Below are 21,448 nucleotides of genomic sequence, written 5' to 3' on the forward strand. Positions count from 1 at the left end.
CCTGCGCTCGCGACACTCGCACATCCCTGTGCTTCGCAACGCAGGAGCAGTTGCCGAGACGGCCGGTCCGTCTGCGCCAGCGCGCCGCAATCTGCACGCAGACAGACGTCGTGACGGTTGGCTGGAACCTGCTCCTGCGTTTCCTGCACTTCGGCCATCCATGGCCGTCGCGCCACTTGTTCAGCGTTGCCCTAGGGGGTGTCGATTCTTGCGGACTGTCTGGTGGCGCCCGGGACGTTCCACCCTCCCGCAGGCACCCCGAGTTTCGAAATGGACGATTCGACCGCCGGCTCCCGAAAATGACCACGAAGGCAGTAAGCTTCGGTGATCGAAACTCCGGAATCCAGAATGGCTCAATTCAATACGCTTGCTCGCCTGCAGTCCAGCAAGGCCGCTCTCGAAAAGTCGCGCCTGCAGGTTGAACCCCTGCCACCGTTGCAGGAGGGCGAGATCACTCTGCAGATTGAGCGATTTTCAATCACGACCAACAATGTGACGTATCTGACTTTTGGAGAGGCGCCACTGCACTACTGGTCGTTTTTTCCGACAGGCGACTCGGACCATGCGCACATGCCGGTGTGGGGTTTTGCCGACGTGGTCGAGTCCACGGTATCGGGGATCGAATGCGGCGAGCGCTTCTACGGGTTTTTCCCGATCGCCACTCTTCTGCGCATGCGCCCCGAGCGGATCAATGCGCGAGGTTTCTTCGATGCGATGCCGCATCGACTGCCACTGACCTCTGCCTACAACTTCTACACACGATGCAGTGCCGATCCTGCGTACTCGCAGGATCTGGAGAACTATCTGGCCCTGTTGCGCCCACTGTTTGTGACGTCGTGGATGCTGGCCGACTATCTGCAGGACAACCAGTTTTTCGGGGCCAGGCGGCTGGTGGTATCCAGTGCCTCCAGCAAGACGGCCTATGGTGCCGCGGCATGGTTGAGCGAGCACGCCGACGTGGAACTGGTGGCACTGACATCGGCGGCCAATCTGGAATTTGTCGACGCATTGGGCTGCTACGCGCAAACGTTTTCGTACGATCAGCTTGAAGAAATCGACAGCGACGGGGATACGCTTTACCTGGATTTTTCCGGAGATCCTGAACTGCGCTCCCGCATTCATCGTCATTTTGGCAATGCATTGGTCCACGACTGCCTTGTCGGGTTCACGCAAACCAGCGAGATGGTCTCTGCAGGGCAGCGTGAACTGTCCGGCCCGCCGCCAAAGTTCTTCTTTGCTCCAGAGCAAATCCGCAAACGCACGGCAGACTGGGGCCCGGCAGGCTTCAATGAGCGCTTTGCTGCAGCCGAGGGTGGTTTCATTGCGAAACTCAGCGACCCGGGCAACGACTGGATGAGAATTGTCGAGCACAACGGAATCGAGTCTGCGCAGGCATTGATAGCCGATCTTGTGGCGGGCCGAATGGATCCGCGCGCAGGTCATATCGTGCGTCTGGATGCAAACGGCAACTGACGCCCCGGGAGTGCCTGACAGCGGAGCCGGCAGCCATTGGCTTCAGATGCAAGAGCCATCGCAAGTCGGGAACCGAATCAGGGGTTTCGCTTGCCAGGTGGCTCGCTGACAGCGGAAACAGGATTCTTCTCTGCCGGGTTCGGTGCCTCCGGAACCATGGGAAGGTCGAGTTGATAGGGCGGCGCGAACCAGAACGGGATTTGATGGATCATTTCGGCGGTGTCGCCCGCCGCGATACCGTTTGTCCGCCTGGTGGCTGTCAATCGATGCGCACCGGGTTTGAGTCCATTCAGAGAAACGTATCCCTGAATTCCGCGCAAGCCAAGATCGCGTCGCTCGGCCGCAACAAAAGTCGAGGTATCTACCGGTACGTCATCGAGGCGAACAATCCACATTTCGGAGAGACAGCGCTGGCGATCCTCTGTCGTGTTTGCTCTTGCGCAGGTGCTGCGAATGATGTGGTTATCCCTGTCCGGCACATAGGGCAGGAAGACGCGCAGGTAGGAATCCGAAACCAGGTCGGACGGAATCATCGGTACGAAGAGAAGTCGATCTGCATCGGTGCGCAGGCTTTCATAGCTGGCCGATCGCAGCCCCGATTCGATGTTCGAATCGCTCATGTATTCGTAGTTCCCCAGTGGGGCAAACTCGCGCGCCAGACGTGGCTGGACAAGGCCGATCGCTATTGTTGAAAAGAGAATGACCATGAAGGCGAGCGAAAATGTTCGTCTTGGCAGATTCGATTCAAGTGACAGCTGGACAGGCAATACCAGACGTTGTGGCATCAGCGCGGATTGCACGGCAATCAGGAGACGCAGAAGCCGCCGCAGCCAGGTCGGTGGCATCGCGTCGGGCGGTCTCAAGTATGCTGAGCCTCGATCGAGTGCAACGATCAATAACGGTATGGTGATCAAGGAAAGCGCAAGCGTAGTGACGATCTGATCGGTAGTTCCTTCGTGTACCGAAAGCAGGTAACCGGCCAGCATGCCGAGCAGGATGACTCCTACAAGGAGCAGCCCCACCCACAGAACAGACAGGGCGATGAGACTGATCGTCGCAAAGATGATTGAGGCCGCCCTGTCTGCAGCATGGATTGAAGTCTCCAGATCGACAATGCGTTGCTGATAGTATTCACGGGTGATCGGACCGATATTGCGCAGGCTCTGCCAGCGGATGCCGCTGGGGAAGACCGCCTTGAGCCCGATCAGCCCGACCCAATAGGCACGCACCGCCAGGTGCAGCAGGAAGGCACCTGCCAAGGAATAGCTGAGGCCAATGGCCAGGGGAAAAGCCATCGTCACGACTGCGAGCCGGTCACCATCGAGGTGCAAGGCCAGTCCGACCCATCGATCGAGCAGCCAATTCGGCAGCGCGATCAGCGCCAGAAGGCTGATACCGGAGATGAGCAGCTCCAGCTCATCGGTGCGTTCGCGCAACTGCTCGAAGGCAACGCGGCGTGAAGGCGCCGGCTCCGGCCTTGAATCGGGCATGTCGTCGTGGTCTGCATCGCTCATCGCAGCTGTCCGAATGAAGTTCAAGCGGGCAGTGTAGCCAATGATCGACCGCTCGATCATCGTCTGGAGTGCCTGGCGAGTCGGTTTCCGACCAATCTCTGCTCGCGGTTGTCTTGATCTTCGTCCCGGTCTGGCGCAGTCCGCGCCAACAGTTTTGAAGATGCCAGCAGCGCCGCCCGCACGCAGCGTGTCGGGTATTGAGCAAAAGCAGCAGGTCGCCAGCATGAGCCCCGGTTGTCTACGCCGCGGGCCACTCCGATGCATCGATGGTTTCGCGGTAGGCATGGAACGTTGCGTAGCCCAGCCAGGGCATGATCAGGCCGAGACCCAGCAACCCGGTTGCGAATCCCAGCGCCGTCAACACGCACAGCATGAATGCCCATTCGAGCATGACCAGCTTGTTGCGAAGTACTGCATTGATGCTCGAGATGCATGCAGTGACCATGTCGACGTTGCGATCAGCGATCATGGGCAGGGAAAATGCCGCAATGGAAAATGTGAGCGCGGCGAAGATGGATCCGACTGCCGAGCCAACCAGCAGAAACTCGATGAACTGACCGGGATCGCCTTGCTGGTCTGGAAAGAATGCGGTCAGCATCATTCCGGACCGAGACCAGATCAGCACAATGACAAACTGGACAAGGGCGAATATGCCTGCGTGTCCCAGAACCCGGCGCACGATGATCATCGAGTCGGCTATTCCTGGTGATCGGTCATTCAGCAGGCAACGGCTGACAGCATAGAGGCCGACCCCGATCAGCGGAGCCACGTAGACGAAACCGGAGAGCAGGGTGGCCAGCAACGCAAAGCGGCCGAGCGACCACGCCAGCCAGGAGATCGCAGCACTGATCAGAACGATGACGAGACCAAAGAGCGCGCTCAAGCCGGGAGCGCGGCGCAGATCGCGCCAGCCCAGTTGCAGCCAGCGCCAGGGTGCAGAGAGATCGAGCTCGCGACAGGGGACCACAAACGGGCGCTGCGCCGGGTCGTTATCGGATTCCTGCTTTGCTGAAGACTCGGCCACGAACAACTACCTCGCTTCCGGAACAAGCCAGTCATATCGGATCGGACAGTCGCGAAAGTACAGGCGGCGCGTCGGCAGGGCAAGCGGGGCTGCTCCACCGACCGTTCCCGTCCCGGGTGAGTTGGGAGCGCCCTACTACAGGCTCGGTGCGAACGGTGTCTTCCCGTCGGGGCCGGATCCGCCATGCGCATGGTCTGTCAGCCTGCTCCGGATCTGATTCGGCGAGGAACAGGAGCTACTTCGCGGTATCTGCACGGGACTCACGCGACTGAGGTCGGATGCCGATACCTCAGGGCAACGCTAAACAAGTGGCGCAACCGTCACGACGTCTGTCTGCGTGCAGATCGCGGCGCGCTGACGCAGATGGACCGGCCGTCTCGGCAACTGCTCCTGCGTTGCTCTACCTCCTGCATCCATGCAGTCGCTTCAAGGCAGCGCAACAAGGAGCTGCGCGCTGACAGGCGTCGCCTGACCAATTGTTTCTTTACTGAAACAGGTGGCTTTCATAAGGCCCGCCAGCCGCACCGCGAGTCTTGCCAAGGCCACCCGCCTTCACTTCGCCTCGCAGCACGACTGGCAGACCTTCTGAATGCCACGACGGTTGTGCCACTTGGTCAGCGTTGCCCTAGTTCATCGACCAGTGCAGGTTGATGCCCACCGAGCGTTCGGGTGCATACGTCGACAGCTCGTCCGCGGTCGCGAAGTACAGTTCGTCGAAGGCATTCCTGATGAACACCTGCATGTTGAAGTTCGGCGTGAAGTAGTAGCGGAAATCCGCGTCGACGATATTGACCGAGTCGCGCTCCAGTTCCTCGAAACCCGGGCGGTCGAAAGCCCAGTTGTGCGTATAGCGCAGGCTGGCGTCCCAGTTCCCGGCCTTGTAGTGGGCCTCGATGTCCGCATTGACTGGCGGAATGCCATACAGCGGATCACCACTGCGCTCATCGGTGCCGCGCACGTAGGTGGCGGTCGTGCGCAGTGTCAGTGCGTCGGTGGGCATCCAGGACAGCGCAGCCTCGACGCCATGCAATTTGGCCTTGCCGACGTTGGTGTAGCCATTCAGATCCGGGGAGACTTCGATCAACTGGATCAGGTCATCGACATTGCTGCGCCACAGATGCGCTTCGCCCGACCAGTTGCCGGCGTTCAGGGAGTAGCCAAGGTCGATAGCCAGAGAGTATTCGGTACCGAGATCGGGATTCCCGAGGATCTCGCCCTGGGCGGTAACGCCGGTATAGAAACGCTCTTCAAGCGTCGGGAAGCGATATCCCGAGGCCACGTTCAGAGTGAATCGACTCCATCGCCCCGGTGTCCAGATTGCGCCTGCGGTGAACGCCGTTCCCGAATCGCTGGAACGGGCGGATGCCTGCTCCTGCTCGATCGAGGTCGTGCGTGCGCCAAATTCAAAGCCGAAATCGGAAGCGACACGCCAGTCGGTCAGGGCGAACAGGGACAGTGCATTCTCTTCGCCGTTCTTGAGCGAGTAGGTGCGGTTGTGAACGTTGCCCCTGGCGTCGTAGGCATCCACGTCCCGCCGGCCCAGATACTCCAGGCCGATGTTGTTGGTGAAGTCTCCGGTCACGAATGTCTGCTGGACGTTTCCGGCAAAATCCGTACTGCTGACTGCTGCAAATGTGTCAGGCGTGTTCGGTCGCTGGTTGTAGGTGCCGAGATACTGCTGGTGCGCATGCACGCTCGCTTCGAATCCGGAATCGTTGCGCAGGCGAATGCGGCCAAGGGTGTGGCTGTCTTCCGGGTAGGTCGTGTCTCGGGTTGGATAGCGAATATTCGACTTGCCGATGTTTTCCGTGCGCGAGGGCAACAGCAAAGCGTCGAGGTCAAAGCCGCCGAGCTGGGTGCGGAACTGCAAGGTTGCGCTCTCGCGGGTGTAGCCGGTATTGAGCGGGGTGCCATTCGGCGCTTCGCTGTCTCCCGCCCGGTGACGTGCAGCGGCAATGGAGAAGCTCTCCGAACCGGTAGCGCCCGCGATGATGGACTCATTGCCGGATGTGGCATAGCCCGCGTCTACTACGGTGGTATTGAACCAGCGCGGCTCTATTGAAATGGCACCGCCCAAGGCTCCGGCGCCGAAATGAACCACGGCGGGACCGCGCGTGGCGTTGATGTCGCCAAGCAGGATGGGTTCCGCGAACGCCACAGGAATTCCCGCACGGCGTTGCGCTGTAAGGGGCATGCCGCCGAACAGGATGAGAATTCCATTGGCACCGCTTCCGCGGATCGAGAAAGTCTCGAACAGGCCATTCTGGCCGGTGACGCCAATTCCAGGAATGCGAGTGACCAGATCCTGGAAATCCGCCGGGGCAGCGACCGCGTTTTCGTAGGTGATGACGTCGGTGGCCAGTGCAGACGGCCAGTCGTTGGCGGTTCCACGCGCAGTGACGCGAATCGCATCGGTCGTCCATGGCGTGTCCTGCATCAGAGGATCTCGGGAGGTCTGCAAATAGGCCTCCGCTTTCTCCTCTTCGCGAGCTTCCGCCTCATTGCCGGAGTTTTCCTGACCCAGCACGGGCATCGTGAACAGGATTGCGGTGCTGGTTGCGGCAGCCAGTGTGCTGCGCCGAAGAGCTGAAGACATGAGTGTTTTCCAGGATCGCCCGTATCCCGATCGGGATGGCAAGACTCCCGAGTCTAGTTAAAAGTCCGTGCGGCAAGATCCGCCGGGAGACGGATATCGTGATGGTCCTGCAGGCTCAATGGGATGAAAGGGGCGCCGAGGCAACGGCGAACCGGGGTCAGGTCGACTCCCGACCGGCTGCGTCCGCAGCCGCATGCCGTTCGACCCTGTTGCGGCCAAGATTCTTGGCGCGATAGAGCGCGCGATCGGCTGCATTGAAAAGTTCATCCAGGCTGGCAAAGGGGTGGTCACGGGTGCTCGACGTGCCCACGCTGATCGTTACACGCTCCTCGGACAGGCAGGACTCCTCGATCATGACGCGCAGCGACTCGGCCACCCGCATCGCTTCATTGCCATCCGTGCCTGGCAGTATCAGTGCAAACTCTTCGCCGCCGAAGCGGCAGACATGATCGCCGCGGCGTACGCCATTGCCGAGTTGTTCGGCGACCTTGCGCAGCACCTGATCGCCCCGGGCATGCCCGTGACGATCGTTGAACTGCTTGAAGTTGTCGATATCGACAACCAGCAGCGAGAGGGCGCCGTTGGTACGGCGCGCACGTTCGAACTCCGAAGCAGCCACTTCATCGAAGTGGCGACGGTTGGGTACGCGCGTCAGCGTATCGGTGCGACTCTGGCGCTGAAGCTCGCGAACCCGGCTGGCGAGAGCGAGGGAGAGAAGCACCATTTCAACCAGAGAACCGGCCTGGAATCCATTTTGCGTAAGCAGATTATGCGGCAGGAGGCCAAATACCTTGAGCATGTAGGCAAGAACGCCGACCAGCAGCATGGCCCAGGCGATCATGAAGAAGCGGGCAGGTTTGTAGCCCTTGACCAGGCCCAGCGTGCCCAGGAGCAGGATCAATGCGGTGACCGCGATCGTCAGCACCGAGATCGGCAGAATGAGAACCGCATACGGCACAAGAAAGGAGGCGAGGAGTCCGAGCACGGCCAGGCCTTGCGTAGCGATCGCAAGTCTGTCGAGCCTTGGGGCCATGCTTGCGCTGTCGAGGAACGTGCGAGTGAACTGCATGCCGAACACCAGCGTGAGCGACAACATCACCAGCAATGCCTGATTGGCCCAATTCGGGCTGTCTGGCCAGAGAAACTGGAAAGCCAGGCCGTTGTGAATGGCGAAGTAGAGCCCGTAGCTTGCCGCGTAGAGCAGGTAGTAGACGAATGCGCGATCGCGAACGACCAGGAAAATGAAGAAGTTGTACAGCACAAGCACGATGAAGCCGCCGTAGTAGGCGCCAAAGGCAAGCTGCTCTGTACTGAGTTTGGAAATCAGGCTGCTGGTGTCGTTCAGGCTGAGGCTCAGGTCGACCGGGCCGCCGGATTGCGCACGCAGATAAAAGGTGCGCTCGCTGCCAGCGGGCACCTCAAGGTCGAAGAGGAAGTCGCGATGATCGATTTCACGACTCGAGAATGGTGTGCGGTCGCCTGTCGCTATATGGCGCCAGCCGCCTTTGCCGTCCGGAGCCCAGAGATCGAGGTAATCGAGCAGCGGATAGTCTTCACGCAGCAGGACGTGGCGATCACCCGATGCAGGATTGGCCAGTGAGAAGCGTATCCACCAGGTGGAATGGGTAAAGCCGAAATTCGTGCCCACGGCAGGGGCCGGGCCAAAGGCGTCGGAGTTGCGGACCTGGTCAAGATCCAGCACGCCGCCGGGATCCTCAAGCACCTGCAGGTCGGGAATCGCGGTCATGTGCGACAAGTCGCGATCGACCCTCGTCGGCGGTTCGCCCGCAAACGCGGACGCTGCAATCGACAACATCAGCAGCACGAGCTGTATTCGCGTCCAGTGCCGGCACATTTCGCTGCTTCTGCTCCCCTGTGGCGGTCGCGTTGCCCTAGGGTAGCAGTCCGGGACGCCGGGATAGTCGGCTCGCTGCGATCCATGCCGGTTGAAGAAAACCGCCCCGCAACTGGCCAGGCTGCCGCTGTGCAATGCGGCAGCCTGGCGTTTCAGATCAGCGCCTTCCGCGGAAACCACCTCCACGGAACCCGCCCATGCCACCGCGGAAGCCGCCGCCGAACGCGCCACGATCGAAACCGCCGCCGCCAAAGCGCCCGCCATCGCCGAAGCCGCCGCCACCGCCGAAGCGGTCGCCACCGCCGAAGCCGCCGCCACGTTCGAAGCCGCGACTATTGGCGAGGTCATCGCGGACAACGCCACCATCGGCCGGCGAGTTCCGCGAAGGGCTCAGCAGCCCGTCGGAGCCGTGCTGCGACCAGCCACTGGAATCATGCTGGTAAACATTTCCGTTGTGGTCGACGTAGGTGCCGCTGTTTGAATGGATGATGCCGCCCGAGTTGAGTTCACCGGTATTGCGGTCGTAGCTGGCACCGCCGATGCCGGATACGTTTCCACCGGGCCCCTGCGAACGGAACGCGCCGCCGGCTACGGCAGAGTTGCGGTTGTAGGCGGCGCCGCCCGCTGCGGAGGTCAGGCGATCATTGCCCGGATTGAATGTCGTGCCACCGGCCCGTGCGGCGCCACTGCCGGTATAGGCATTGCGCACCGATGTCTCGCCGCCGGCGGACACGCGACCGGTGTTCGGATTGTAGGAAGTTCCGCGTGCGCGCGAACTGAGGTTGCCGGTGTAGGCGTTGTAGTTGCGTCCGCCCTGGACATAGCCTTGCGCGCCAGTTCGGCTGTTGTACGTGTTGCCGGCGAAACCGCGGCCGTAGTTGCCCGTCCACGGGTTGGCCCATGCCGCCCCTGTACCACTGACGACATGATTTCCCCAGCTGCCGTAGACATTGAAAGCGGCTGCGCCGGCCCAGACGCCGGGATAACCCCAATAGCCACCGCCCCAACCCCAGCCCCAGGCCGCAGCGTAGCCCCAGCCGAACGGGCCCCACCACGGGTAGTACCACGGGTTGTAGCCCCAGCCCCATGCAAAGCCCCATCCGGTGTACGGGCTCCAGCCAAACGCCGTTCCCAGTCCATAGGTTACCGGGCAGCCATACCAGTAGGTGCCGACCCAGGCGGTGCAGGAATAGCCGGTTCCGTAGACCACGACATTGTTGCTGACAACGGTTCCGTAGTAGCCCGGCGTGTAGCCGACGTAGACGTCATCACCCTTGCTGCCATAGACCTGGACATAGGTCACGTAGTGCAGGGGTGAGCTGGTCGGAATAGTGTAGATGGCGGCGGGCACGGTGTCGGTGACGGTCCAGGGTCCATTCGCGGTCGGTCCGCTGAACCAGGCGCCCTTGTCGACTGCGTAGTAGCTGTTCGAATTGATTTCGATGATGGCCGATGGTGAATTGACCGCATACCTGAGATCGGTGCCGCTGATCGATTCGAATCTGGGTGCGCCGTCGTAAGTTGCCTTGAAGTTCGCCTGCGAGCGATGGATCGTGGCAGTCTGCGGAATCGAGTTTGCGACCAGGGACTCCCTGGCTTCCGGCGTGCCAGGAATCGATGCAAGCACGGCGCTCTTCGGACTGTCAGAAGGAATCTGGGCGAAATCCGCCGGAAGCGAGTCGCCAGCCACGAAGCTCCATGGCCCCTTGCTGGATTCCGAGGTGAACCAGCGTCCCGATATCAGCACATACCAGGCATTGTCGGCGCTGCCGTCAATGAACACGTCCGCATTGGTGTTGTCCATGTACTGGAGTTGGGTATCCGGAATCGGCGTGAAGGTCGGCTCGCCGCTGGAGACGATCAACTCGGTGGGTGACGTCGCCACATACACGCCTGGGAACTTGCCTTCGGCCAGCCATTGCTTGATGTCGCCGTGCGGATGATCCATGACGTCGACCCGCTTCGCGCCTACCGCAGCGTGCATGGCGTCGGTGACCGCTTGAGGAACGGTTGCCGCTTCGACCCAGGGGCCTGCGAGTGCTGCAGAACTGGCCCAATGATCGGCGAAGCGCAGATAGAACGTGTCATCGGCGCGCAGCAGCAGCGACTTGGTGTTGATGACGCGCTCCACGCCTGCGCTTTCCGTCTTGCGCAAGGCCGGTTGGCCCTGGATGTTGACGAGGAAGGACGGATCAAAGGCGAAGATGATCGTTGGCGGCGAATTCTCGACGGGTTGATTGGCGGCCGCCTTGTTGTTCTTGATTGCGAGTGCCGCTTCCACATGATCGAGGCTGACAATCGTTGGAATGCCCGGGATGATCTTTCTGGCCAGTGCGAGGTATTTTTCCTGGTTGTCGGCATCGGTCGGGAATTTCGCTTGCTTGATGCGAAAATCGTCAAGCACCACTTCGCGCGATTCCTTGTCGGTTTCAGTGCGCGCCTCAAACCAGATGCCTCCGTAGGACAGCTTGTCCTGTGTCTTGCCGTCCTTGCCGGTGACCGTGCCGGTCTTGACCGCCATGGCCATGCGCCCACTGAGCCGGTTGCCGCTGAATGCGTCGACTTGCGGGTAGTAGAGCGTGAACGAGGTTCCGTCTATCGTGTACTGGTGTGGCCAGGGGCGATCGTCAATCGTCCTTGGAGCACCGTCGGCGGACTGGGCCAGGATTGTCGTGGAAAACAGCAGTCCACAGAGCAGGATCAGGCAACGGGTGAACAGTGGATTCGCCAGCGAACGCATGAATCAGACCTCCTTGATGGAAACCGGACCGGGTCAACGACGATGCCAGCCAGGATCCAGGCAGGGCCCGCCGATTGATCGCATTTGTCGCAAAATTCTAGCATGTGGAGTAGCGAGTCTGCGGCCAATTCTCGAGGTCGCGCAGGCGCTCGAACTGGCAGGTTTGGAAACGAAGATCATTGATTTGTGACGGCCCCGTAACATTGCGTGCCGCATGCGCCTGGCTGCTCGCGAAGGGGGTCTCGGTCCCGTTATCGTCCAATCTGAATTGGAAGCGGGCTCCACCGGCTCGGATCAGTCTCTGCCTTCATCAGGGGAGCGTGTCTCCTGGCGATTCACGATTCCGGGTGTAGCGGAGCAGGAGCGGCTGCGAGACAGGTCGACTCTCCCTCGCGTGCCACCCGATAGCCGCGTTTGCGGATGGCCTTGCTGGCGGCCGAGTCGGCGTAGCGAGCCGGATTCGAATGATTCAGATGGATGAAGCGTACCTTGCTGCGCTGCTCGGAGGGCAGGGCGTCAAACTGCTCCATCATCGCCGCGATGCGCGGATGCGGGATGGCCGACATGTCGCGGCCGGGCAGCTCATTGTCATCGTAGAAGGTCGCGTCCAGATAGGCCACGTCGTGGCGGAGGATCTGATCCTCGATGCTCTGGCCATACTCGTCCTGCCAGCGTGCCCAACTGTCGATATCCGGAATGAACAGCACGGCGGCGCCTGGTCCCTCGATGCTGAATCCGACTGTCTCGGAATATTCGTCGCGATGCGGCACCCGATGCGGAATGACCCGGAGCGCTTCGCCCAGGGATACCGCGACATTGTCCTGCATGGGTCGAAGCGTGATGTTTCCGAAGCTTGCCAACTGTTGCCAGGGGCCGTTGTTCTTCAGGAAGGCGAGCATGCGCGGCATCGCATGGACTGGTACGCCGCTCGCTCCAGCCGATTCGTGGCCAAGGAACATCAAGCCGGCATAGTGGCCGATATGCGCATGGGTCAGGAAAATACCGTCAATGGCCAATCCCGCGGTCGTGCCCGCTGCGTGCAGATCGAGTCGCTGCAGTTGCTGTCTGAGGTCGGGCGTGGCCTCGAACAGGTAGCGCTTGCCGCTACGATGGTCGAGCAGGGCCAGAGAAGTGGCCAGCCTCGCGTATTCGGGCCGCAAGTTGGCATGATCGTCCCATGCGGAATCGCTGCGCTGTCCGATTTGCGGGATGCCGGCATCCTGCGCAATCCCCAGGACGAGAATCTCGACCGCGCATCGCGATGGTGGTGTTGCATCCTGCTTCGTGTTCGCCAGGGCGACAGGTGCGAGCAGGAACGCAAGCAGTGTTGCTGTTGCACGGCAAAGCCGCATGCGTGAATGCCTCCGAGACGCCACGTCCCAGTATGCCGCATTCGCGTCAGCGGCGAAGTCGTCCGTCATTCCCGATTCGGATACAGTCTTCATGCTGGAAGCCGCCGGCATCCCACCCTGGGCGCTGATCGCATGAAAGCAATAACCTACGCACGCTACGGGCCACCTTCGGTATTGCAAACGCAGGATGTGCCGGATCCCCAGCCCGGAGTGAACGATATTCTGATCCGCGTGCGGGCGGCTGAGGCGACCAAGTCCGACTGCGAGATGCGCAGTTTCAAGTTCTCGGTGAAGTGGTTCTGGCTGCCATTGCGAATCGCGCTCGGCATTCGCAGGCCGCGACGCCAGATACTGGGTGGCTATTTTTCCGGAGAGATCGTTGCATGCGGAAGCGGCGTTGCCAACTTCTCGCCTGGACAGGCCGTGTTCGGGGCGACCGGTTTGGCAATGGGGGCCTACGCCGAATATCTTGTCTTGCCCGCGACCTCCACGATTTCACCGAAACCATCGAGCATGAGCTTTGCCGACGCGGCAGCAGTACCTCTGGGGGGTCTGAACGCGCTGCACTTCATGCGTCTGGCGAAAATCAGGCCAGGAGAGAAAGTGCTGGTTCTTGGTGCAGGCGGCAGCATCGGCTTGCATGGTATCCAGATAGCAAAGGCCATGGGTGCCCAGGTCACGGCAGTCGACAGCACGGCCAAGGAAATCCTGTGCAGAAGATCGGGCGCGGATCATTACATTGATTACCTTCGCGAAGATCCTTTTCAGTCAGACGGACTCTACGACGTGATCTTCGACATGGTGCCATCGGGCGCCTATGCCGATCGCATGCGGGTTCTGGCCCCGGGCGGGCGCTATCTGTCGGGAAATCCGCGACTCTCGGTCATGCTGCGTTCGCTTTTCACCCATCTGTTCTCGAGCAGGACAGCGAGTTTTGCTTTCGCCCGCGAGTCGATTGCGGAGTTGCGAGAACTGACGAAGTTGATAGAGGAGGGGCGGATCCGGTCCATTGTCGATCGCGTCTTTCCCATGGATCAGGCGGCCGAAGCGCATCGTCTCGTTGAAACCGAACAGCGACTTGGTGCCATCGTGATAGCCATGGACGATGCGATCGACTCATGAGAAGTGACGGCCAGGGGGCCCGGGGCAGTTCCGCTCGACACGGAGGTTTCGCGATGATGTGGTCGATGACTTGCCCGGTGTCCCGCTTCGCCGCAAAATGCCGCGCCCATTTGCGGCACAATCCCTCTGGCGCCTCCTGTGTGGCCCGTATCGGAGTCAAGCATGCCCGGACCAGCCTTCCTTGTCGCTATCCTGTTGTTTTCCGCCAGTGCATCGGCGGCCGAGATTGCGTTGAGCAACCCCGATTTCGAAGAGCCGATGGTCGGTAAGCGGATTCCGGGGTGGTCACGAACCCAGCATGCCGGCGTGCGCGCCTATGAAATTGCCACCGACACAGAGAGTTTTGCGAAAGGCAAATCCAGCATCCGGATGCTGCGAACGACCGAACAGGCTTATGGATTGATCTCGCAGCAAGTGGAAACTCCTGATCTGGGCGGCAAGCCGGTTGAGCTGATCGCGGCACTCAAGGGCAAGGATGTCGGGAAAAAGGGTTGGGTGATGGTGCTGACCTTCAATCACCACAGCAACATCCTCGACCAGGTGCGAGCGGAGCCGGTCACGGGCGACAGCGAATGGACCGACGTCGTCATCAGAAAGACCGCGCCACCGGCCACGAGTCATATAGAGATTGGCTTCATGCTGCTGGACGGCGGTGCCGGCTGGGCTGACAACGTTCGGTTGCGCACGACCGAGGGCGAAGGCAGTTCGGTCCAAGCAGATGAAATGGCCCCGGAAGATTCCGCGGACGGTTAAGGACAGGCTGCGTCTGCCCAGCCGGACGTGCCACGCAGGCATCAAGCCGGCCAGACGGTATCCGTCGGAAAGTGGAAGCGGGATTGTGCAAGGGCATCCGCTCGCTGATCTGGTTTCAGGCATTGAGATGCCTTGCCGCTTGCAGCATGCGGCGACCTCTCCCATGAATTGATTTCCAGCGTCGCTGCCACGGCCGTTCGTTCTGCCGGAGCAATCGGCTCGGTCGCCGGGACTAGGTCTGCCTGCGGTATCAGGCTCGATCGACAATTGCGATAAAGGCCTCTTGGCCGGCGCCCTCGGGGGGCGCCGGAATTCACCAGGGGGAACACATGAATTTGCCTGCTGTTTCGAAAGGTCTGCTTTCGGTTCTGATAGCCAATGCCCTGGTCGGCCCGGCTTTCGCACAGACCAGCGCCGAGTCGACGGATACCGGCGAGGACAAGACCGAACTGCCAAAGATCGAGGTCCGGGAAAGGCGTCCACAGGACGACACGCGCCCCAAATTGCAATACATCATGAAGGAGGTTGATGGGCCCCTGATCACGGTGACCAAGAAGACCTCGATCACGAAGCTGGATACCGTTCCGACGGTAATGGACAACAACTTGCGGGCACTATTCTCGCAAACGCCCGGCTTGTTCGTGTCCGAGCAGCAATCGCCTGGCCAGGCCAATCTGAGCTATCGCGGTATTGGCAATCCACAGGAATCCGAATTCGTGACCGTGATGCTGGATGGCATTCCGTTGCTCTCGGACTGGATCGGTTATCCAACGGTTTACATCTTGCCCTGGCCCCAGCAGATCTCCGAAGTGCAGCTGATTCGGGGCGGCAACTCCCTGCTGTACGGCCCCGAACCACCGCCGGTAGTAAACATGATCAGTCGCAAGCCGGTGACTGATCGTGCCCTTGCCGGCTATGTGGAAGCGGCCGTCGGCAGCAACGGGCTATTCAGTTCGTTCAACCAGATTTCGGGTACCTCCGGAAACTGGGACTATCTCGTCGATGTCAATTATCGAAAGGGTGATGGCGAGCGCGAGAATGGCGATTCGAACCTCGGCGGCGCGGATTTCCATCTGGGTTACAGCTCCGGTGATTCAGCCCATACATCGCTGGATTTGCATGCGTGGCAACTCGAGACCGGTGATCCGGGCAAACTCAGCTACCCTCAGTTCATTGCAGATCCGGACCAGACCACCACGCCCTACAATCGCTTGTGGACCGATCGATACGTGCTGGCTCTGACCGACGACCGATTCTTCGGCGAAGATACCGAAGTCGTGACCAAACTCTGGGGCGGTTACCAGGACAACGCCTCGCGCTCGCAGGCGCGCGGTCCGGCGCCGACATCCTCAACCGTGCAGGATGACCAGTTCCGCTTCTACGGCATCGATGCGCGGGTGCTGCATCGATGGGGCAGGGGCAATGCACTGACTGCCGGTACAACGCTCTATCACTCGGATGCGCCGTTTCGCCAGTTCACCGCCGATGGCCTGACGCCCGGTCGCTACGATCGCTGGGGCGTTCCCTGCGCGACGCCGGCCTCTACCGATTGCGCGCGATTGCGCCAGAGCCGCTCCTCGGACTACTTCGCCGTGTTCGCCGAAAATGTCTTCCGCTTTCCCGGGGGCTGGCATTTCGTGCCGTCCGTGCGCATCGAGCACGAGAAGATCGATGTCGATGAAACGATCAAGCCGCCCAACCTGTCGCGGGGCCTCGTCGATCGCTCGGTCAAGCACAACGTGCCGCTGTTCGGACTTGGATTCGGCAATGACTTTGGTCGCGGCAACGAGACCTATTTCAATGTCTCGCAGGGGTGGCGCCCGGTTCGCTACTTCGATATTGGATCGCCGTTCGGCAACACATCGCCGGACCCGATCAACGATCCCGATCCGACCCACGTGCTTTCGTGGGAAGCCGGTGTACATGGCACGCCTGCAAACGGACTGTTCTATGACGTGAGCCTGTTTCTGGTCGACGTCAAGGATCGCATCGAATCGCAGCAGATTCCCGGCGCGCCCCCGGGAAACACGATCAATGCCAATACCGGCGATACGCGCAGCCAGGGTTTTGAGGGGCAGATCGACTACGACTTCCTCGCAGCGATGGACCCATCGAGTTCACGCCACCTCACCCTGTTCGCCAACCTGAGTCTCCTCGACTCGAAGTTCACGGCATCGGACAAGGGCTATAAGGGAAACAAGACTTCGTTCGCGCCGGATTATCTGGCCCGCTTCGGCATCACCTATCGCGAGGACAACAAGTTCAAGTTCGCGTTCTCGGTGGTGTCTGTGGACGACCAGTACTGGCAGGATTCGAATCTTGCGCTTGGCGAGCCGGGCGACAGCAACTATATCCCGGCCAAGGTTCCTTCCTACACGGTGGGCGACATTTCCGCGGACTGGTGGGTCACTCCGGCTGTTCGCCTGACCGGCGGGATCTACAACATCACCGACAAGACCTACTACGCCCGCGTCTTCGGTGGAGGACTGGATCCTGCCAGCGGTCGCAACTACTACGTGGGTGCATCCTGGGAATTCTGAGCCAGGGCTGAGGCGCATCGGATGCGCGTTCACGGGAGCGCGGCTTTCGTCGCTCCCGTGACACTCTGCCGGCAACTGCCACGCGCGGCATGCCGGCAGTTGAGCCGGACCGGGCAGGATGGCAAGCCTGCAGATTAGCGCGTCAGCCGCTCCCCGGAGCCGATGCCGATTCGACGCAACATGGCGGTTGCATCCTGGACAGTCAGTCCGCTCTCGCGAACCCTGTCCTTGGGCATGAAGAACAGCGACCCGGACAACGGCGACGGCGCGCCGGGCACGAACACTGCCAGATCACCATTCTTCAGCGTGTCGGTGACAAAGCCGATCTGCCATGCGTCCTCGATCCGGACCAGTACCGCATGCGCGGTTGAACTGCGTTCCAGAGAAGACATGCCCTGGGTCATGTCGCCGACCATGCCGCGGTACATCGTGTAGCCGGGCATGCGTGAAAGGATCACGGTTTCAATCCATCCGACCAGACGTTGCGCCCCCGATGTGCGTGCGATGATGCCGGCGATGATCGACAACACCACCAGGCACAGGATCGCGACGATCGTGTCTCCGGGAACGCCGAACATGGGGACGTCCGGCAGATGGGTCACGACCGGCTTGATCAACCTGCGCGCGATTACAAACCCCTTTTCGAGTATGACGATCAGGAGCACGACCGGGACCAGGAAAAGCAGGCCACCGATGATTGTGGTCCTGAGGAACTTGAGCAAGCCGTTCATGGATCCTCCGGGTATCGCAAAGTGGAGACTGGAATTGATCGCTACCGCCGGCCCAATTGCGAGCGCCTCCATTGTGCGCCGCCGCAAAAGCTGCTGCCAATGAGCGTCGATCAGCGATGGCCACAGGATCATCATGAAGATCCGGATACAGGACGCCGCGACGTCATCCTGGCGCGTTCCAGGCCAGGCTTCTCGCAGGTGCACATTGTCCTGAAGGCAGATTGTGCATGACAGGCCCGGCTCCCGATAGTATCTTCACGAGTGCGGTATTCCGTTTCGACAAACCCAGGGAGACGTGCACATGAGAAGAATCACTCAGGCGCTGTCCGCAAGCTTGTGTCTGGCATTCGCCAGCATGGCATTTGCGCCGCAGGCGTCAGCGCAGGCATCCAAGCCGAACATTCTGGTGATATGGGGCGATGACATCGGGCAGTGGAACATCAGTCACAACAGTCGCGGCATGATGGGCTACCACACGCCGAATATCGACCGGATCGCAAACGAAGGCATTGCATTTACCGATTACTACGGACAGCAAAGCTGCACGGCAGGCCGTGCCGCATTCATCGGCGGCAGCGTACCCGTGCGCAGTGGCATGACCAAGGTGGGGCTGCCCAGTGCCGCCGAGGGTTGGCAGAAGAGTGACGTAACCATGGCCACCGTCCTCAAGAGCCAGGGATATGCGACCGGCCAGTTCGGAAAGAACCACCAGGGCGATCGCGACGAACATCTGCCCACCATGCATGGATTCGACGAGTTCAAGGGCAATCTGTATCACCTCAACGCCGAGGAAGAGCCCGAGAACGAGGACTATCCGGCGGACATGGTCTTGGCCAATGGCAAGACCTTCAAGGAGGTTTACGGCCCGCGTGGCGTGCTCGATTGCAAGGCAGACGGCAAGGGTGGCCAGGATTGCAAGGATACCGGGCCGCTTACCAAGAAGCGCATGGAAACCATCGATGAAGAGACCCTCGCTGCAGCGAGCGACTTCATCAAGCGTCAGGTTGCCGCTGGCAAGCCATTCTTCACGTGGTGGAACGGCACTCGCATGCACTTCCGTACACACGTAAAGCAGGAAAATCGCCACAAGGGCAACGACGAGTATACCGACGGCATGATCGAGCACGACATGCACGTGGGTCAGTTGTTGAAGCTCCTCGACGATCTCGGCATTGCCGACAATACGGTCGTGATGTACTCCACCGACAACGGCCCGCACTACAACACCTGGCCCGATGCCGGCACGACGGAGTTCCGCAGCGAAAAGAACTCGAACTGGGAGGGCGCATATCGCGTACCTGCGTTCGTGCGCTGGCCGGGCAAGTTCAAGGCCAACGAGACGCTGAATGGCATTCTCGCCCACGAAGACTGGCTGCCGACATTCGCAGCCATTGCGGGAGCCCCGGACATCAAGCAGAAGCTGAGGACTGGCGTGACGCTGAATGGCCGCAAGTATCGAAATTATATCGATGGTTACAATCAGCTTGACTACCTGACCGGCAAGGTGGATGAGTCGCCGCGTCACGAGTTCATGTACGTCAATGACGACGGCCAGATCGTTGCCATCCGATATGATGCCTGGAAGGCGGTTTTCCTCGAGAATCGCGGGCAGGCTTTCGAAGTGTGGCGCGAACCGTTCACCGAGCTGCGTGTTCCGTTGCTGTTCAACCTTCGCCGCGATCCGTTTGAGCGGGCGCAACACAATGCGACGGTCTACAACGACTGGTTCCTCGAGCGCGTATTCGTGCTGGCGCCCATGCAGCAGTACGCGGCAAAGTTCCTGATGACCATGAAGGAATATCCGCCCAGCCAGACGCCGGGATCATTCAACCTCGAAAAGGTGCAGAAGCAGATCGAAGCGTCGATGAGCGGCGGCTGATCCATAGCGTGTGCTCGCTGACTTCAGGGCGGACCGGATTCGGTCCGCCCTTTTTCGTGGCTGCTCCAGTTGCGGGTTCTCGGCAACCGGCTGGCCCCTCAAACCAGCCCTTTCCGTTTCTGCTCATGAAGGCGGTTGGAAGCGACCGCGGATCAAGCCTCGATTTCTGACGGGAGAACGAAGAGATGCGCAGACTGGCCCTGATGGTTCCACTGTTCCTCGCAATGCCGGTCCTGGCGGACTCGGTCCAGGGTTACTGCGAGCGAGATGGCAAGCGGATCACCTTCACCGATGGCATCGCCTTTGTCGATGCGGTCGATTCCGACGGTATCGCTACGACCGCGATCTATCTCACGGCCAAGCCGCTGGATCGGAAGGCGTTGGCTGCGTGCGAAGAGTGCGCGAGTGCGCCTGGAGAGAACACTTTCATGAGCTCGCGCGGTGACGAAATCGAGAAGCAACGATCGGCAACGGCTGAGGGATGGATCGAAATGCAGCATGTGGCCGGGGAGCTCGACATGACCTCGATAGTCAATCTCATGTATCTCGCCGATGACGGCGTACTGACCGGGCTCGACGGCGGCAATGGAAGGGCAAGCCTGCAGACCCATAGTCCGACTCGTATCGTCGGCAAGCTGACCAGCGAGGCGCATGAAGCGCCTTACAATGACACCGACATGAACTGCGCGGCGTCTTTTGATCTGGCAGTCGGCTGGCCTCGATAATGGCTTGAGAAGCAGCGACGGAGACTTCTCGTGGCTGCAAACGCCCTTTGAACGGCCGAAACTCCGTTGACGGAGTGTCGAATTCATGAAATGGCTTGCACGAATCGTTATGGCAGTGGTTGTTGTCGCATTGGCGGCAGTCGGCTGGGTTTACGCGGCCAGCGAACTGCACCTCCGATCGTTTGATCGTCCCCCGCCTTTTGCATACCCCATTGCCACGGACCCCGAGACCATCGCGCGTGGCGACCATCTGGTGCGAACGCGCGGGTGCAGGGGTTGCCACGGCGATGACCTCGGTGGAGAGATCATGTGGGGCATGGCCAGCGCGCCCGATCTTGCGGCTTATGCCCGAACCGAAAGTGCCGCCACCTTTGATGCGGCACTGAGGCATGGCATCGGGCGTGACGGAAAGGCCCTGTATTCCATGCCGTCCTACAACTTTGTGCGCTTGCGCGATGAAGACGTGGCCGCGATTTTCGCCTATCTGCGAACCCAGCCTGTCGTCGAAAGGGACTTGCCGGCAGGAAGCTTGCCCTGGAGCGTGCGCCTCGACATCGCTCTCGGCGACGATGCTGCCATTCCGGCGTATCTCGATCTCGTCCCGCCCCTGCGCCGTGCCGAGGACGCCAACCCGGCCATTGTCCGGGGTGAATACATCGCGATGACCACTTGCAACGAATGCCACGGGTTCGGCCTGCGTGCCGACTCGCCCTGGGAGGGCGAGTCGGCGCCGGACCTGATGATCGTCCTGGCCTATGACAAGGATGCCTTCCAGCACCTGATGCGTACCGGCAAGGCGCTGGGCGATCGTGAACTGAACATGATGAGCGGTGTTGCGAGAGGTCGCTTCGCCCATTTCACCGACCAGGAAGTCGAAGACGTGTACACTTTTCTCCGCGACATGAGCGCCCGCGCGTCGGCAACGCAATGAGCGGACTCCACGACGCGACCGCAACGCAGCGGGAAAACTTCATGGCAGACGGCCTGCGGTGCGTTCAATCGACCGAAAGCCACTGTCGAACCGGAGCTGCTGCGCCGGCGATTGACGCCACGATACGTTCGGCAGCGCGCGGCCGTGGGAAGAGCTCAAATACGGTGTCCCTGCCTCTCAATAGGCGGACGCTATCCTTTTGATCACGACAAA

General features: G+C 60.6%; 14 protein-coding genes. 7 read left to right on the forward strand and 7 right to left on the reverse strand.

The window, feature by feature from the left end; all coding sequences use genetic code 11:
• Positions 1 to 348: 348 nt before the first annotated feature.
• Complete coding sequence (locus R3F00_RS14130) at positions 349 to 1,473, forward strand: DUF2855 family protein (RefSeq protein WP_371282446.1); 1,125 nt, start codon at positions 349 to 351, stop codon at positions 1,471 to 1,473.
• A gap of 77 nt (positions 1,474 to 1,550) precedes the next feature.
• Here R3F00_RS14130 and R3F00_RS14135 read toward each other — a convergent pair whose 3' ends face one another.
• The 6 genes from R3F00_RS14135 to R3F00_RS14160 form a co-directional block, all read right to left on the reverse strand.
• On the reverse strand, positions 1,551 to 2,987 hold the full coding sequence (locus R3F00_RS14135; RefSeq protein WP_371282447.1) for a hypothetical protein: 1,437 nt from the start codon (positions 2,985 to 2,987) through the stop codon (positions 1,551 to 1,553).
• A gap of 238 nt (positions 2,988 to 3,225) precedes the next feature.
• A complete protein-coding gene (locus tag R3F00_RS14140) occupies positions 3,226 to 4,011 on the reverse strand; it encodes a DUF2189 domain-containing protein (protein ID WP_371282448.1) in 786 nt (261 codons plus the stop codon).
• Between the two features lie 625 nt (positions 4,012 to 4,636).
• Complete coding sequence (locus R3F00_RS14145) at positions 4,637 to 6,607, reverse strand: TonB-dependent receptor (protein ID WP_371282449.1); 1,971 nt, start codon at positions 6,605 to 6,607, stop codon at positions 4,637 to 4,639.
• Positions 6,608 to 6,764: 157 nt separating this feature from the next.
• Positions 6,765 to 8,423: a 7TM diverse intracellular signaling domain-containing protein gene (locus R3F00_RS14150; RefSeq protein ID WP_371282450.1), complete on the reverse strand. Its 1,659-nt coding sequence runs from the start codon at positions 8,421 to 8,423 to the stop codon at positions 6,765 to 6,767.
• Positions 8,424 to 8,619: 196 nt separating this feature from the next.
• Positions 8,620 to 11,202 carry a hypothetical protein gene (locus R3F00_RS14155; RefSeq protein ID WP_371282451.1) on the reverse strand — a complete coding sequence of 861 codons (2,583 nt, stop codon included), beginning with the start codon at positions 11,200 to 11,202 and terminating at the stop codon, positions 8,620 to 8,622.
• Between the two features lie 335 nt (positions 11,203 to 11,537).
• Positions 11,538 to 12,647 (reverse strand): MBL fold metallo-hydrolase, encoded by a 1,110-nt coding sequence (locus R3F00_RS14160; RefSeq protein ID WP_371282452.1) that lies wholly within the window; start codon positions 12,645 to 12,647, stop codon positions 11,538 to 11,540.
• Between the two features lie 39 nt (positions 12,648 to 12,686).
• Here R3F00_RS14160 and R3F00_RS14165 point away from each other — a divergent pair, with 39 nt between their 5' ends.
• The 3 genes from R3F00_RS14165 (at position 12,687) to R3F00_RS14175 (ending at position 16,969) form a co-directional block, all read left to right on the forward strand.
• Positions 12,687 to 13,676 (forward strand): NAD(P)-dependent alcohol dehydrogenase, encoded by a 990-nt coding sequence (locus R3F00_RS14165; protein WP_371282453.1) that lies wholly within the window; start codon positions 12,687 to 12,689, stop codon positions 13,674 to 13,676.
• 162 nt (positions 13,677 to 13,838) lie between these two features.
• Positions 13,839 to 14,429, forward strand: a complete 591-nt coding sequence (locus R3F00_RS14170) for a hypothetical protein (protein ID WP_371282454.1) — start codon at positions 13,839 to 13,841, stop codon at positions 14,427 to 14,429.
• A 329-nt stretch (positions 14,430 to 14,758) separates the two neighbouring features.
• The gene (locus R3F00_RS14175) at positions 14,759 to 16,969 is read left to right on the forward strand and encodes a TonB-dependent receptor family protein (protein WP_371282455.1); all 2,211 of its coding nucleotides are present in this window, start codon (positions 14,759 to 14,761) and stop codon (positions 16,967 to 16,969) included.
• 134 nt (positions 16,970 to 17,103) lie between these two features.
• Here the strand turns inward: R3F00_RS14175 and R3F00_RS14180 are convergent, their stop codons facing one another.
• Positions 17,104 to 17,700: a DUF502 domain-containing protein gene (locus R3F00_RS14180; protein ID WP_371282456.1), complete on the reverse strand. Its 597-nt coding sequence runs from the start codon at positions 17,698 to 17,700 to the stop codon at positions 17,104 to 17,106.
• A 301-nt stretch (positions 17,701 to 18,001) separates the two neighbouring features.
• On the opposite strand from R3F00_RS14180, the gene R3F00_RS14185 reads away from it, so the two are divergent.
• The 3 genes from R3F00_RS14185 to R3F00_RS14195 all read left to right on the forward strand — a co-directional run bounded on the left by R3F00_RS14185 (position 18,002) and on the right by R3F00_RS14195 (position 21,235).
• On the forward strand, positions 18,002 to 19,579 hold the full coding sequence (locus R3F00_RS14185; protein ID WP_371282457.1) for an arylsulfatase: 1,578 nt from the start codon (positions 18,002 to 18,004) through the stop codon (positions 19,577 to 19,579).
• Positions 19,580 to 19,764: 185 nt separating this feature from the next.
• A complete protein-coding gene (locus R3F00_RS14190; RefSeq protein WP_371282458.1) occupies positions 19,765 to 20,304 on the forward strand; it encodes a hypothetical protein in 540 nt (179 codons plus the stop codon).
• An 85-nt stretch (positions 20,305 to 20,389) separates the two neighbouring features.
• Positions 20,390 to 21,235, forward strand: coding sequence for a cytochrome c (locus tag R3F00_RS14195; RefSeq protein WP_371282459.1), 846 nt, complete (start codon positions 20,390 to 20,392; stop codon positions 21,233 to 21,235).
• Positions 21,236 to 21,448: the final 213 nt, after the last annotated feature.

The organism is Dokdonella sp., from assembly GCF_041395345.1.
Taxonomy (GTDB): domain Bacteria; phylum Pseudomonadota; class Gammaproteobacteria; order Xanthomonadales; family Rhodanobacteraceae; genus Dokdonella.